This window comes from Bradyrhizobium sediminis, from assembly GCF_018736085.1.
Lineage (GTDB): Bacteria > Pseudomonadota > Alphaproteobacteria > Rhizobiales > Xanthobacteraceae > Bradyrhizobium > Bradyrhizobium sediminis.
The window spans coordinates 1988913-2004022 of sequence record NZ_CP076134.1 but is presented as its reverse complement, the minus strand read 5'-3'; the positions used below and the strand labels follow the sequence as shown (position 1 = coordinate 2004022).

9 protein-coding genes are annotated in these 15110 nt (G+C 58.6%); 6 read left to right on the top strand and 3 right to left on the bottom strand.

What is annotated here, in order from left to right; genetic code table 11:
* Position 1: 1 nt before the first annotated feature.
* Positions 2–1069, bottom strand: coding sequence for a radical SAM protein (locus KMZ29_RS09565; protein WP_215623466.1), 1068 nt, complete (start codon positions 1067–1069; stop codon positions 2–4).
* Positions 1070–1249: 180 nt separating this feature from the next.
* Between KMZ29_RS09565 and KMZ29_RS09560 the strand changes: the two genes are divergently transcribed.
* From KMZ29_RS09560 to KMZ29_RS09550, 3 genes are read left to right on the top strand one after another with little or no spacing between them, the layout of a single operon-like run.
* Positions 1250–2368, top strand: coding sequence for a lipid II:glycine glycyltransferase FemX (locus KMZ29_RS09560; RefSeq protein WP_215623465.1), 1119 nt, complete (start codon positions 1250–1252; stop codon positions 2366–2368).
* Between the two features lie 10 nt (positions 2369–2378).
* Positions 2379–3578 carry a DegT/DnrJ/EryC1/StrS family aminotransferase gene (locus tag KMZ29_RS09555; protein ID WP_215623464.1) on the top strand — a complete coding sequence of 400 codons (1200 nt, stop codon included), beginning with the start codon at positions 2379–2381 and terminating at the stop codon, positions 3576–3578.
* Complete coding sequence (locus KMZ29_RS09550; RefSeq protein ID WP_215623463.1) at positions 3571–5223, top strand: hypothetical protein; 1653 nt, start codon at positions 3571–3573, stop codon at positions 5221–5223. Before KMZ29_RS09555 ends, KMZ29_RS09550 begins: the two co-directional genes overlap by 8 nt.
* Positions 5224–5344: 121 nt before the next feature.
* On the opposite strand, the gene KMZ29_RS09545 is transcribed toward KMZ29_RS09550, so the two are convergent.
* A complete protein-coding gene (locus KMZ29_RS09545) occupies positions 5345–7303 on the bottom strand; it encodes a hypothetical protein (protein ID WP_215623462.1) in 1959 nt (652 codons plus the stop codon).
* A gap of 56 nt (positions 7304–7359) precedes the next feature.
* Between KMZ29_RS09545 and KMZ29_RS09540 the strand changes: the two genes are divergently transcribed.
* From KMZ29_RS09540 to asnB, 3 genes are all read left to right on the top strand, one after another.
* On the top strand, positions 7360–8688 hold the full coding sequence (locus KMZ29_RS09540; RefSeq protein ID WP_215623461.1) for a polysaccharide deacetylase family protein: 1329 nt from the start codon (positions 7360–7362) through the stop codon (positions 8686–8688).
* A gap of 199 nt (positions 8689–8887) precedes the next feature.
* Positions 8888–9970, top strand: coding sequence for a glycosyltransferase family 2 protein (locus KMZ29_RS09535; RefSeq protein ID WP_215623460.1), 1083 nt, complete (start codon positions 8888–8890; stop codon positions 9968–9970).
* A gap of 56 nt (positions 9971–10026) precedes the next feature.
* Entirely contained in the window at positions 10027–11874 is a 1848-nt protein-coding gene (asnB, locus tag KMZ29_RS09530; protein WP_249779876.1) for an asparagine synthase (glutamine-hydrolyzing), read from the top strand.
* A 7-nt stretch (positions 11875–11881) separates the two neighbouring features.
* Here the strand turns inward: asnB and KMZ29_RS26925 are convergent, their stop codons facing one another.
* The gene (locus KMZ29_RS26925) at positions 11882–15085 is read right to left on the bottom strand and encodes a M10 family metallopeptidase C-terminal domain-containing protein (RefSeq protein ID WP_215623458.1); all 3204 of its coding nucleotides are present in this window, start codon (positions 15083–15085) and stop codon (positions 11882–11884) included.
* Between the last annotated feature and the right edge of the window lie 25 nt (positions 15086–15110).

Genomic DNA, 15110 nt, shown 5'->3' with positions numbered 1-15110 from the left:
CTCAGTAAACGAGATCGCAGCGCTTACACATCGGCATCTTCCCCACGTCACGAATGAAGGAGCGCCATCGTTTCACCTCGGGGCCGTTCCATATCTCCGCGATCGACTGCGTATTGACATTGCCCATCGGCCTGGTGTGACAGCGCGTGTAGACAATGACATTTCCGTCGGCGAGCACCTGGAGAAAGAACCATGTCGCCAGACACTTGCCGGCGGGATTCACGAATTCGTTCGGCTTGTGGAAATACCTCTTGAGCTCTTCGCGGCTGAAGATGGGAGAGAAGTGCACCCTGGGCTGGTTCTTGAGCTGGTCGATCTGGTCGGCGAGGGCATCGATATCGACGGCAAGAGGATCGATCCACTCGCTGTAGCAACTCGCCGACACCTCGAAGCGGTCGCCATAAAGGGCATTGTGCTCCGCCGCCGTCGCAGGATCGATGAACCACATGTAATTGAAGTTCACATTGGTCGCGGGAAGCGGCCGGATCGCCTCATAGAAGTCGACGAGGCGATTGTGGTTCATGTTGGTGATGGTGCAGTTGATGTATATTTCCGCCTTGCGGCCGAGCCGCCGGCAGGCATGATCGAACGCCTCAACGCCGGCATAGGCCTGCTCGAAGCTGTCCTTGCGGCCGCGGATGTGATTGTGGACGTCGGGCGGCCCGTCCATACTGACGCTAAGGCGGCTGAGCCCCGCCTCCGCCAACGCATCGGCCTGCTTGGCGAGCGCATAAGCCCCTGTTGTCACCCCGGTCTTAAGCCCGCGCCGCGTGCAATGCTCGACTGCAAGAGCGAGCGGCTTGTACATCAGCGGCTCGGTCGAATTGATGGCGATGAACGGCCTGTCGCCGTGAACCTCGTCGATCACGCGCTTGAACACGTCGAGATCAATCTCGTGCAGCTTCTTGTCGATGCGCAGATTCTTGAAGAACATGCCCTCAGTATTCATCATACCGACGTCGCACATCTTGCAGCGCAAATTGCAGACGCTGTTGATCGACCAATACAGGGTGAGCGGCGCGGACACGTTGAGGTCGCCTGGCAGGTAATAGGGCGCCACATTGCGCACCATTTTCCAAGGCGTGGTGTCAATCCCGGGGCGCTTAAAAGCTTGCACCGCCTTCTTAATTTCATACAGCATCGAACCTACCATTGTTCCGCCAAGGGCGCTGGTCTACAAGCCCTGCTGGCGAAAGTCGACCCCACAACGCTGGCTGCCATCCTCCCCTGGTTCCGGCCGAGAGATCCCATGGACCACCTGTCGCCTATCGAAATGCCCGCCGAATCGACCCCCGCGTTAATTGTGCGGATCCTGGGCGAAACGCCGGATGAGGTGGCCCGATGGCAGGCTTATGTTGCAACCGCACCTGCTGCGACGATCTACCATGATATCGCTTGGCGCGAGATCTTCAGATTGGCACTCGGCTACCGGTCCTATTTCCTCGTCGCAGAAGACAGATTGGGCCGGATTCGAGGCATATTCCCACTTTACCGTGTTCCGGCCATGTTTGGTCGTCCTCGCCTGGTATCCGTGCCTTTTCGCGATCGAGGTGGGCCCTTGTTCGACGACCCCGCGACGTTCACCGCTCTTCTTGATGAAGCAAAGCGTCTTAAAATTGACATCGGCGCCAGCCATATTGAATTTAAAACGATTGTGCCCTACCCCGAACCTGTCATTGTCGGCACCGGCCTGATACGGGCCGATCACTGGATGCACAGCGTGACCTCGCTTGCCGGCTTGAGCAAGACGAAGCTGCTCAAGGCCGTTGGCGACAAGACCCGCAATATGATCCGGCAGGCCGAGCGGGCCGGGCTTCAAGTGGTCGAGACCGACATCACATCAGCAGCGATTACAAGCTGGTACCGTCTTCACCAAAGCTCGCAAAAAGGTCTTGGCCTTCCACCTTTTCCGCGCCCCTTTTTCGAGAAACTGTTCGCGGACTTAGGGCCCCGACGGCTTGCTCGGCTTTTTCAGGTCAACGACGCCAGCGGCTCGGTCATCGCCGGCTGCATCGTCTTGATGGACCGCGACACCGCGATCTATGCCTATTCGGTTTCGCTTCCGATCAATCGCCATGCCCGACCCAATGATCTAATGCTGTTCCGCGTCATGTGCAGACTCATCGAGGAAGGCTGCCGGCGTTTCGACTTCGGCGCCGACTCGCCCAGTCAGTCCGGACTTCTCTTCTTCAAGCGCAAATGGCTCGCGGAGCAGACCACCATACCGCGCTACTATGTCGGCGAGCAGGCGCCTGAGATGATCGACAGCTCTGCCGGCCGATTTGAGTTGGTTCGCAGCATCACCCGCAGGCTGCCGCTACCGATCGCCCGGGCAACGCTTGCTCCGCTGGTTCGATATTTCGGCTGAGGCAAATGCAGTGAAAACATTTCCTCGCTACTTACCCGCAATCGATCTTCACGCGCGATTCGCCGCCCTGACGAGGGTCGATACCGCCGCAGCATATAAAAAGGTTCTTGTCCGTCTGGGTGTCGAGGAATGGCGACAGATTGTTCCTGTCGCGCGCGCGCGCGTCGGAATTACCGCCTATTTTCGCGAACTCGCCGTAAAAGATGCGCGGCGATCGGTGTTGCTATCAGCCCAGATCTGCCCGTTGGTCCCGAAAATATTGCTCAGGCTAGGCTTCCACCCGGTCTTCATCGACGTCGACGAGGGGGCCCCCATGCCTGGAGAAGACCAGATATTGTCTGCCCTTTGTGACCTGAGGCACACGGACTCCGTCGCGGCCATTATCATTGCACCAATCTATGGCTACTTGCCAATGAAGCTCGATGAGGTCGCCCAACGGCTCAAGGGGATTGCCGTCTTTCTCGACCTTGCACAAGGCACCACCCTTGCGCCGCGGCTGCCCCGACTAATGGCTCGCGCGGACGCGGCTGTCTTCAGCTTCGGCCAAGGCAAAGGTGTCGACATAGGCGGCGGCTTGCTCGCGGTCCGGGAAACGGAGGTACAGTTCGACTCCGCCAACAACAATCTGCCTCTTACTACATTCGCTGAGCTTCCCGCCGCCCTTGCGCTACAGCTCGCGCTCAAGCTCGGTATATATCGGCATCTGATTCCTGCGATTGACCTGGCAACCGAAGCTGACAAGTCAGACCGCTCAATCGAAGCGGCATTGATTAGCAAACGACTGCCAGATCAGATCTTCAATGCCTACGCTGAACGACTGTCCCGTTTTGCAACCGAAATTGAGCTGGGGAGCCGCCGGGCGGTATCTATTCATGAACAGCCCGCCATCTCACGACACTGCAGACAGGAAGAACTCTTCGGCAGCGCAATCCAGATGCATTTGCGACAGATTGTGCGTCTTGTCGATCAGGATCGACGCGGGCGCATTCTATCGACCCTGAGGGACGCCGGCATCGACGCCCTGCCGGCCGGCGAGCCTTTGCCCGAAACCTATCTGCCTAACGACGCGATGTCGGTGGTACCGTCCAGCGACGGACTGCCTAACACCAAACGCTTCCTCTCCGACGCCATTCGGCTGCCGTTCCTGGGTCGCATGAACGACGACTCGTTCAGAGACTTCTCTAATATTGTGGAGAATGCATTTGACTAATTCCTATCGCACCGAAGCACTCCGCGCGGCGCGAATCGCCTATTCCTATTGGCAGCGCGAAGCCGCCTCTCCGTCATTTGGTTGTTTTGATCGCCAGTACTGGGGCTGGAAGAAGAAAGACTTTGCGGATGCGACACTTCAAGCAGGCGTGACGCTCTGTGTGCGACTTGCTGAAGAGACTGGGCAGACGGCTAGTTTACCCGGGCTTCTCGACGGCTTCGTCGGCTACCTGGAGCGCATTCAGCATCGCGATGGCAGCTTCGATCAAGTCTATCCTTTCGAAAGAACCCCGGGCGTTGTGCATGATTTGTTGACGCCACTGATCTGGCTTTGGCGCTCGTTCCACCTCAATACTGAGACACGAATTCGGCTGGAAACTGTTATTCACAGGGGCGCCGCCTACACACTCAAATCTGACGAAACGCACGGTGAGATTGCCAATCATTTTGCCGGGTACGCCTGGGAACTGATTAACTATGGTCACACGTTCAACGATGCCGCCGCAACGCGGTTCGGTCGTAGCTACCTCGATCGGACGCTCGCGCTATTCAATGAGCGGGAGGGATGGTTCCGCGAGTATGACGGCGCGGATGCGGGATACCAGACGCGACTGCTGTCATTCCTGACGCGGATTGCCGAACTTACCGGCGATGAAGAGCTCTGGGGCGTCTGCGGAAAGGCTGCGTGTTTCGTCGAAGCCATGATGACGCCGGACAACGCATTACATCCGATGCTCGGAGTGCGCTCGACCGCACTTGTCTATCCGTCCGCCTTCGAACGTCTCGCGGCGCGCCAGCCGGAATTCACTACGCTCGCGGAGCGGATCCACGATGGCTGGCTGACGGGCAAAACGCCGCGTCCGTCCGAAATCGATTTTGAGAACGGTATCCGCATCGCCGAAGACGCATTCGAGGCTGCCGCAATTCGCGAAGCGCGCCGTGCATCACAGCAAGCGCCGGCTGTCGCCCTTGCCGCGGACAGCAGCAATTTCGATTTTGCCGACGCCGGTCTGCATCGCCGCGTCGTGACGCCCGCCGATGGTCGGCGGCAGGCCCTGACGATCGCATCCAGGCTGGGCGGCGTTGTCGTTCTGCACCGGCAGGCCACGGACCTTTCGTGGAACCTAGCCTTTGAGAATTCCGGCTATCTCCTCCACTTTGGGGACGACACACGTTGGCTGGTGCGGCGTGCCGACGCAGGCCGCTTGATCGAGCTGGCCCCCGATCGACTGAGGCTGGAGGCCACTTTCGAGCAGGCCCTGCATGAGGACCTCACCCCGTTCAAAATGATCGTTCTGAGAATACTCAACTTGACGGTTCTGCGATCGCAATGGATCGGCGACCTCTTCCGCAAAGTCGTGGTCCGTCGCCTGATTTCCGGGCACAGGCTGCTGCCGTTGCGCCTCGACCGTCAGGTCGTGATCGCCGACGGTGGCGTGACCATCGTCGACCGCCTGATCGCCGGCCCCGGCCTATCCGCGCGCGCCAACGGTGCGCGCCTGTACCGCTGTCGCCGCACGATCGCCAATCACATGGCAAGCTCGCGCTATTTTCAGCAGCAAGAGATTGAGGGCGCGCAGCTCTGGCTTGAACCCGTGTCCCTCGATGTGCTGGACGGGCGCAGGATATTCACAAAAATCGGCTAAATGGATGCTGAAGGATAATCCTGGAGATTTGAACAGTCCGAATTGTCACGTGTCAAATTCTCTGTACCAAACAGCGCGATATGTGTTTCGTTTGCGGTCGTCGCCAAGATGGCAGGCTCAGCTATCTGCTTTCGCGGGTTGTGCCGATCAAGAAATTCGCATTCTCGTAAACAATATGAAGCGGGATGTCCGAGCGTCGATTCTTCTCGAACACGAAGTACCCAATGTGAAATTCCTTCTGCATTCGCACTAGGTCGTTCTCAGTAAGGGAATAGTATGCCTGTCGAACATCGTTCACGAGACGCGATGCGTCAGCTTGTGGGTCGCTGGTTTGAAGGTATGAGCCGATCTCCAGCCCCAACGAGCGCAGACGAGCTACCCCGAGGTCGAATACTGGCTTTTGGGTGTTATACAGCCAGCTGGTGTACATCCATTCACGCAGATTGCCGAAAGACGGCCGCAGCGATACTTCGCGCCAGCCGTAGAAATGTGCTGGATCCGGCATGAAGAGAGTTCCAACCGAAGTATTGTCGTGGGCCCATTGCTGGGCCGCCATATAGTCCTCGGCTCTCGCCCGCAGCACTGGATCCTGGTATTCATCAAGTACTTTGCCCCACGTCACGGCAGCGATCGCAATGCCAGGCAACAAAATGATTTGCACGGGCACCCGTCGACGCAATACTATCGCGATGAACAATCCGGCAACAACAGCGCCTCCTGCTGTTGTCACGATCACGTCGATCCCGGTATAAGCGGAATGCCTCCAACCGGGAGCGAGCCCGGCAGCAAAATAGAAGATCGCGGCGCCTACACTGAGCGTCAACAGCCCCAGAAGGGCGAGTGCATAGTGGGTCCAGCCGCGCATCCTAACTTCTTCGGCCAGAACCAAACCGCCCAGCAGCACCGCCAGGGCCAGGGGAACCCCCGCGGGGACGAGGAACGGCGCGAACAGGGCTAGTGCGGCCAATGCCGCGCGCAGTAAGCTGTGATGAACCGTCGCGTCACGCCAGAGACCGGGCACGATAAAGAACAGAGAGAATATCAAAATAAGGCTGCTGGACCGCTGCAGGGCGAGCTTAAGTAGGAACGGTTGAGGCAGATAACGCGATGCCAGCACACCAGCGACCGTCAATACAAGCATGGCGAGGCAACCCACCCCGATCTGCCGCGCTATGCCAACAATCTCTCCCTCGCGGGAGGGCAGATAGGCGACAAACAGAATCATGACCGACAGGAAGGGAATAAGGACTTCCCATTGTCGCTCCCAGAAAAGCCCAAGGTCGAACGGAAACCAGTGGACGCTCATCACCCGAACAATCGCGACGTAGATGTCGTCGGGAATTCCGCCACCGCCGATGCTGCTCGTTCGCGTCAAATATACGAGCCAGGCGCCCGACAGCGCCGCGCCGATCGCTCCCGCCACGACAAGATCGCGCAGGCGATATCTCCGCCAATCGGCCAACAAGGCGGCGGTCGCGAAGATGATTCCGAACGCGCCGAGGGTGACGTGAATCCACACACAAAGCGAAAGACTGAGCGCCGCCAAGATCATTCGGTGTCGCACGGTCGCAACGACGCCCACCAGAATGCACGCATAGGCCGCGTTGTAACTCCATCCGTAATACGGATGACCCCAGCGCCCAAAGTCCGGCTGCACAAGGCCACCAGCAATTAGAAAAACTGGCGTCAGGACTGCGACAGTCCAACCGACTTTGTCATCAATCATCCAGCTCGCCCAAATTGCCGCGCCGGCAAGCATTACAATCTCGGTGCCGATCAGGATTCGCATCATCATCATCGGCGGAATTCCGAGACTGTCTGCAGGTAGGTACAACAACATTTGCGCAGATTTCGTAAATTCCTCTGCCCCGCTCGGAAAATTACTTGCAAACCATTCCGGATGACGTTCAAATGCCAAGAAATACGCAGGCGAGAAACCTGACCAGGCCATTCGCAGGTCTAGATTCCGCGTGACCCACCACCACAATGCCACGGCAACCGCGACAAGGACAACGAAACCGACTCCGGCTTCGAGGTTCGTTGAAAACCATTGCTTTCGGTTGATGCCAAGATAGGACAATGATGCAATTCCCGATCGATCTTGATCCCTATTACAGTCAGTAAAGCCATTCGACAATGCATTCGACGCCAGCCGAAGCGCGCACCAACAGCATCGTCGATGACGGTCATGAAGCCAGAATAAATTGGGTCGTCGCTTGCGGCGAACGCTACTGGCCTGACGGTCGCGGCGAGTTGGTGGCTGCTCTTCCGCAACAACCGACGAGTTGGACCGCATCGCGCCGCTGCGAGATGGTCGAGCTTCCATTATGGGCGGTCGAGGCCGGCGTCGGCGCTCCAGCGGCGCTATTGGTTGACCGGGCGGCGATCGCTTCGGGCGATGGCCCGGCGTTCGACCGCTGTAACTGGTTTGCCGCAGCCTTCATGTTTCTCACAGGCGCGCAGGAAGGTGAGGCCTCGGAAAATTCCTACAGCGGCGCGGTCGGCGATACGGATCCGCGCCTATTCGAGCGCGCCTGGGTCAACCGGTACATGCTGCTGCTCCGCAAACTCGCGGCGCGCCATGCAAGCCGGCCTGAACATGAATTGTTCGGCGCGATCCCGAAATCCGAAATCGATCTGACTCACGATGTCGATGCCGTGCGCAAGACGCTGGAGATCAGGCTCAAGCAGTCCGCATTCTTCGGCTTCAACGCGGCGCGATCGGCGCTAAAGGGCGAATGGCGGAGCGCGAGACAAAAAGCGATGCACGGTATCCGCTTCTTCACCACAACCCCATCCTACCAGACAATCGAGCCGATGCGCAGGATGGAGGCCGAAGCCGGGCTGCGCAGCACGTTCCATGTCTATGGCGGCCCGCCAGGCTTGCGCAGGCTGTCGCCGCTGCGCATGCTGCTGGATCCCGGTTACGACGCCGGCTCAACCGATCTGCGCGACCAATGGCGCGGATTGCTGGAGGGCGGATGGCAAATTGGCGTCCATCCGTCGTTTCAAAGCTCGAGCGACCCCGAACGGATTGGCCGAGAAAGAGAAGCCGTCGAACGCGCCTGCGGACGGCCGGTCACGCGTTGCCGGCAACATTGGCTTCGGTTCACTTGGGCGGATACTTGGCGCGCGCAATCGCGCGCGGGGCTTCAATTGGACACGACCCTGGGCTTCAACGACCGACCGGCGTTCCGGAACGGCGCCGCGCTGTGCTTTCGGCCCTGGGATGCCGAGGCCGGCGCGGCGCGGCCGATCCATGCGCTTCCGATGGTCTTCATGGACTCCCACTTCTACGACTATCGATCGATAGCCGCGAGCGAACGCAAGACAGCGATGCGATACTGGATCGACGAACTACGCGCCGTCGGTGGCATCGGCAGCGTGAACTGGCACCCCCATACGCTGTCCGAGGACTACGGCTGGAAGGAAGGATTCCGCGATCTGCTCGACCTGATCTCCTGATGCGGCCGGACACACGCATTCAGCATTGCCGCCATTGTCACGGAAGGATATCAACACCAGTCATCCGATCCAGCCCACCGCGGCTTGGAACCTACTCGCGACAGCCCGGAATCGTCTCCCGGATGCCGACAATGTGTCCGCTTCTTGACATCCCTGATCTGCTCCTCCAAGGCAGCAATTCTTTCGATAGGACATCACAATGGACCACACCGACCGGCGGAACATTGAGTTGAGCCTGATCATTCCGGCATACAATGAGTCGGCGATCATTCTTCGAAACGTCGAGGAAATCGAACAGTGGATGGGGCAGCACCAACCTGACATCGATTACGAGATCGTCGTCATCGATGATGGGTCGACCGACGCTATGGGCCAGTTGATCGATGAACGCGCGAAAACCGACCCACGTCTGAAGACGCTTCATCACAACGGCAACCGCGGTCGCGGCCGGGCGATCCGCAGCGGATTTGAGAATAGCGCGGGACGCTACGTAATCTGCCTCGACGCCGACCTGTCCTACGGGCCGGATCACATACCAGCGCTACTTGAGCCACTAAAAACCGGCGCGGCTGACATCACGCTCGCTTCCGCCTATCACCCCGCCGGCAGCGTGAGCAACGTACCGTTTTCACGGGCCCTGCTGTCGCGCTGGGGAAACCGCGTTTTGAGCGTCGGGCTGCGGGGCAAATTTCACACCGTCACCTGCGTTGTGCGCGGTTTTACGCGCGACGTGCTCGATCATCTCGAACTCATTAACGACGGCAAGGATTTGCATCTCGAGATTATCCAGAAGGCGGAGTTGTTCGGGTTGCGCGTGGTTGAGATCCCGGCCCACCTCAAATGGCGAGATCGTGACCGTGGCCGCAAGCGCAAGACGCGGATCGTCGACTATATCCCCTTTCTGTCGATGTCCGGTACAATCGCCTCGCATCTTTCCTATAACTACGTACTGCGTCCTGGTTCAATCCTGAACATTCCCGTCGTGGGGCTTCTGGCTGCAACGCTGATTGGCGTACTGACGATCATCTATGCGTTTGGCGAGCGTCTGATCAATTTACCCGGAGGCCTCGGCCCAACCAAGCTTTATCAGGCGCTGCGCGAGACATTGATCAACGGTGAACTGACTCTGCTTCTAACCGGCGGTGCGCTTGTCGTTTCGATGGTCTTCATAGCTTTCTATTTCGCCTCGCAGCAAAACAAGAAAAATTACGAGGAGCTTTACACGCTCCTGAACCGGATCAATATTCGCCTGAGAGAACTGCAAGAGAAGAAGAACCGCTGATGTGCGGTATCTGCGGATACGCCGGACCCGGAGATGGGAAGCAACGTGTCGCGGCCATGTTGGCTCGGCTCGTCCACCGCGGGCCGGACGACGAAGGTGTCTGGCACACGACAGGATTGGTACTGGGTCATCGCAGGCTGTCGATCGTAGATCTGTCCAAGGGCGGCCACCAGCCGATGGAAACTCCGGACGGCGGCTGCGTGGCCGTCGTCAATGGCGAAATTTACAACTACCCTGAACTGCGGCGGACACTTGAGAGCTCCGGCGCGTCGTTTCGTTCTAACAGCGACAGCGAGATCGTGCTCCATGCCTACCTCGCTTACGGCGTTTCCTCGTTCCGCAAGCTCAACGGAATGTTCGCCTATGGCCTGTGGGACAACGTCGCACAAAAGTTGTTCCTGGTCCGCGACCGGCTGGGTATTAAACCCGTTTACTATTGGCATGAACCCTCGACCGGGACGTTCTGTTTCGCCTCCGAAATCAAGGCAATCCTGGCGGCCGCGGGACGCTCTCAATGGCAGATCGACGCGGAGGCGCTTGGTCAGTACCTTACCTATCAAAATATGCTGGGGGATCACACGCTGTTCGCGGGGATCCGCATGCTGCCACCCGGCCATTTCCTGGAATATGATCGCGGACAGGTTCGCATCGAGGCTTACTGGCAGCCGGAGCTCGGACGCTCACCTGCACCCGCAGATTTCAGCGAGGCGGTCACCGACTTTCGCTATACGCTGTCTCGCTCGGTCAAGCGGCATTTGATGAGCGATGTTCCGGTTGCCTGCTATCTCAGTTCTGGCTTCGATAGCTCGATAGTGAGCGCCGAAGCAGCAACGCAGATGAGCCAGCCGCCCATTGCCTTCACTGGGCATTTTTCGGATGGATCATGGTACGACGAGTCGGAAGGCGCCGCAATGGTTGCTCGACACATCGGCATCTCGGTCAGAAAAGTCGGCATTTCCGCTGCTGACTTTGAACAGCGTCTGGATGACGTCGTCCTCGCGCTCGACGAGCCACGCATGGGAATTGGCGCATTCTCACAATTCATGGTCGCAAGGGCTGCGGCCGCAGAGCGCAAGGTTATCTTAACGGGTCATGGCGGCGATGAACTGTTCTCCGGCTATCCGATATTCAAGCTTGCCTTGCTTTCCAAGCGGGTCGCCTCGTACGATGTTGCGATTGGCCGGGACATCCGGTCCCTGCGCGCTTCCGAGCTACCTCATCTCGTTTACTTCGCCATGCAGCAGACGGGCAACCGCACCGACGGTGGCTTGTTGCCTGTTCTCTTTGATGAAGTCGAGCAGGCGCGCGTGCTGAATCCGGCAGTTCAGAATGCGATCAGGTCCGCCCGTAGCATCGCCCCCCTCGCCGCGATTCTCACGTCGGCCCCGACCCTCTATGAAAGAATATTGATGACCTATCTTAAAATCTACCTGCCTGGCTTGCTGGTAGTGGAGGATAAGATTTCTATGGCGCACGCGCTGGAGGCGCGCACCCCTCTGCTCGACAATGAAATGGTTAACTTGTCGTTGAGCATCCCCGAAGACATGAAACTGAGTGACGGTATATTGAAGGCGATCATTAAACAGGCCGCCCGAGGAACTCTTCCTCCTGAGATGTTCAAAATGCCAAAGCGAGGCTTTCCAACACCCCTATCTGCTTGGTTGCGAGGTCCGCTGTCGGACTGGCTACGGTCGCGCCTGTGCGCCCCCCAGTCACGCCTGTCGCGAATTTTCGCTCCTGACTATCCCAAGGAGGCTGTGGATGTCTACCTCAGCTCCTGGCGGCAATACATCCGTCCACTCAACGAAATCGCTACGCATCGCATGTGGATGCTGCTCTGTCTGGAAAGCTGGCTTCGCCAAACTGAAGAAATTTACGGCGTGAGTCTCTCGATAGATGGATAAAGCAGTCTTAGATTAACCAATTTGAAAAATGGTTGGCGGTCTCGATCACCGTCGTCGTAAGACCGATATGCCCGTCGCCGTTCAAGTCCTGGTAGAAATCGGGCTCGAGCGATTGCAACGCATAGTCAGCTCCCGACATAGCGCCGGTGGTCATAGAGGTTGGGTTGCCGCTGCTGTCGGTGTTCCAGACCGTATACTGATCGGCCCCCCCATTCTTCCAGACAACCTCATACCCGCTTGCCGTCTGCTCCGCGCCGATCGGCGCCCAAGCGCCAAATTGACCCGCCACTACAGCCGCGCCGGCATATTTCAGCGAGGGACCCGAGCCGCTGCTGCTAAAAAGGAAATACTCGTTGCCCACCCCGGTCAGACTGGTCGATCCATTCGCCTCGATCACCGTCGTCGTAAGACCGATATGCCCGTCGCCGTTCAAGTCCTGGTGGAAATCGGGCTCGAGCGATTGCAACGCATAGTCAGCTCCCGACATAGCGCCGGTGGTCATAGAGGTTGGGTTGCCGCTGCTGTCGGTGTTCCAGACCGTATACTGATCGGCCCCCCCATTCTTCCAGACAACCTCATACCCGCTTGCCGTCTGCTCCGCGCCGATCGGCGCCCAAGCGCCAAATTGACCCGCCACTACAGCCGCGCCGGCATATTTCAGCGAGGGACCCGAGCCGCTGCTGCTAAAAAGGAAATACTCGTTGCCCACCCCGGTCAGACTGGTCGATCCATTCGCCTCGATCACCGTCGTCGTAAGACCGATATGCCCGTCGCCGTTCAAGTCCTGGTGGAAATCGGGCTCGAGCGATTGCAACGCATAGTCAGCTCCCGACATAGCGCCGGTGGTCATAGAGGTTGGGTTGCCGCTGCTGTCGGTGTTCCAGACCGTATACTGATCGGCCCCCCCATTCTTCCAGACAACCTCATACCCGCTTGCCGTCTGCTCCGCGCCGATCGGCGCCCAAGCGCCAAATTGACCCGCCACTACAGCCGCGCCGGCATATTTCAGCGAGGGACCCGAGCCGCTGCTGCTAAAAAGGAAATACTCGTTGCCCACCCCGGTCAGACTGGTCGATCCATTCGCCTCGATCACCGTCGTCGTAAGACCGATATGCCCGTCGCCGTTCAAGTCCTGGTGGAAATCGGGCTCGAGCGATTGCAACGCATAGTCAGCTCCCGACATAGCGCCGGTGGTCATAGAGGTTGGGTTGCCGCTGCTGTCGGTGTTCCAGACCGTATACTGATCGGCCCCCCCATTCTTCCAGACAACCTCATACCCGCTTGCCGTCTGCTCCGCGCCGATCGGCGCCCAAGCGCCAAATTGACCCGCCACTACAGCCGCGCCGGCATATTTCAGCGAGGGACCCGAGCCGCTGCTGCTAAAAAGGAAATACTCGTTGCCCACCCCGGTCAGACTGGTCGATCCATTCGCCTCGATCACCGTCGTCGTAAGACCGATATGCCCGTCGCCGTTCAAGTCCTGGTGGAAATCGGGCTCGAGCGATTGCAACGCATAGTCAGCTCCCGACATAGCGCCGGTGGTCATAGAGGTTGGGTTGCCGCTGCTGTCGGTGTTCCAGACCGTATACTGATCGGCCCCCCCATTCTTCCAGACAACCTCATACCCGCTTGCCGTCTGCTCCGCGCCGATCGGCGCCCAAGCGCCAAATTGACCCGCCACTACAGCCGCGCCGGCATATTTCAGCGATGGGCCCGTCCCGCCACTGATGCTATCAAGATAAAAATTGCCGCCGATCTGGACTAGGCTGGTCGATCCAAGCGCCTCGATCACGACGGGAGTCGGCACAATTCCGATCAGGTCGGCAGCGCTCAGCGTGATATTGCCGGAAATGTCGATAGCGAAGTCGGCTACTCGATCGCCGTTGGCGTCGCCTCGAAGAACGGTAACTCCGAGCGAACTGTCATAAGAATAATTTAGAGCTCCAGCGGCGCCGTCGAATGCCGACGCCCCCAAGAAGCGGAACTGATCATAGCCGCCCGTCGAGCTTATGGCGTCGATGCCGCTGAGATCGATTCGGTCAACGCCCGACACGAAGTCGGTGATCCGGTCGTGTTGACCGCTTACGGCTGAGCTATCGCCGGTCACGAATACAAAGGTGTCGGCGCCGCTACCGCCGGTGAGCATATCGACGCCGAGGCCGCCGATCAGCGTGTCGTTGCCGGCGCCGCCGTTAAGCGTGTTTGCGATAGCGTTGCCGGTTATGGAATCATTGCCCGAACCGCCAATGGCATTGTCGATGTAAGACCGCGAGTCACCGTTGAACAAATACGCGTTGTAGACGTTACCCGAGGCATAGTGCCCGTTGCCGAGATAGGCAATTTGCGTAGCCGACGTAATCGACGATGCGCCGGGATTGAGGTTGACCGTCAGCGCCGTCGTGTAGTTCGAGAAGTCGTAGGTATCGACGCCATTGCCGTCCCACACCGTCTCGAAAATGCGGTTGGCCGAGCCGCCCGCACCGGTGCCCGGCGCCAGTTGCGCAACGCCGTTGATGAACTCCTGCCCGGTCGTCGGACTCCAAGAATAGACCGTGTTTTCGCTATGGGTGGTGAAATCCGCGCCATAAAGCGTCTGCAAGGCGAGGATATCGTTCGCCATAAAGGTCTGCGGATAGCCATAGGCTTCGGCGGTATAGCCGGTGAGCGGAGCGCCGACATAGCTGCGATAGCTCATGACGGTATATTCGGAATCGTCATGCGCGGCCGGCACCGCGACATTGGAGACGCCGCCTAACTCCTGGCTGTGCTTGAGACCGAGTGCGTGACCGAGCTCATGCAACGCGGTCACAAAGTAATAATTTCCGAGACGCGCCTGCGAATAATCGTACCCGGTTCCAAACCAGATGTCGCCGCCGGCAGGAACATTGTACGGATAATAGGCGTAAGAGGTCGGATTGGCGGCGGGCGATTGGGCTATCGCGATATCGGCGCCGTTGGTTCCCGCAAACTGAATGGTTGCGTTGGTATAGCCTGCGATCAGCGCAAACGCATAGGTGATCGCCTGCTGCATTGCCAAGGGGGCCGACGCAAAGCCCGCGGTCGTCGGCTCGCCGTCGCCGTAATAATTTGCAGGGTAATCGCTGGGGGAATCGGGAAAGCTATAGGTGATCGTGCCGGTCCACCGGCTGCCGCCGAGCAGGCCGTCGATCTCCGGGTTACCGGTACTGCTTACAGAGACGGCAGTCGCCAAATGAATATCTCCCGGCGGCCTCGCC

Coding starts and splice junctions, on each gene's coding strand:
- KMZ29_RS09560 (WP_215623465.1), top strand. CDS start 1,250: ATGGACCACCTGTCGCCTATCGAAATGCCCGCCGAATCGACCCCCGCG.
- KMZ29_RS09540 (WP_215623461.1), top strand. CDS start 7,360: ATGCATTCGACGCCAGCCGAAGCGCGCACCAACAGCATCGTCGATGAC.
- KMZ29_RS09535 (WP_215623460.1), top strand. CDS start 8,888: ATGGACCACACCGACCGGCGGAACATTGAGTTGAGCCTGATCATTCCG.
- asnB (WP_249779876.1), top strand. CDS start 10,027: ATGTTGGCTCGGCTCGTCCACCGCGGGCCGGACGACGAAGGTGTCTGG.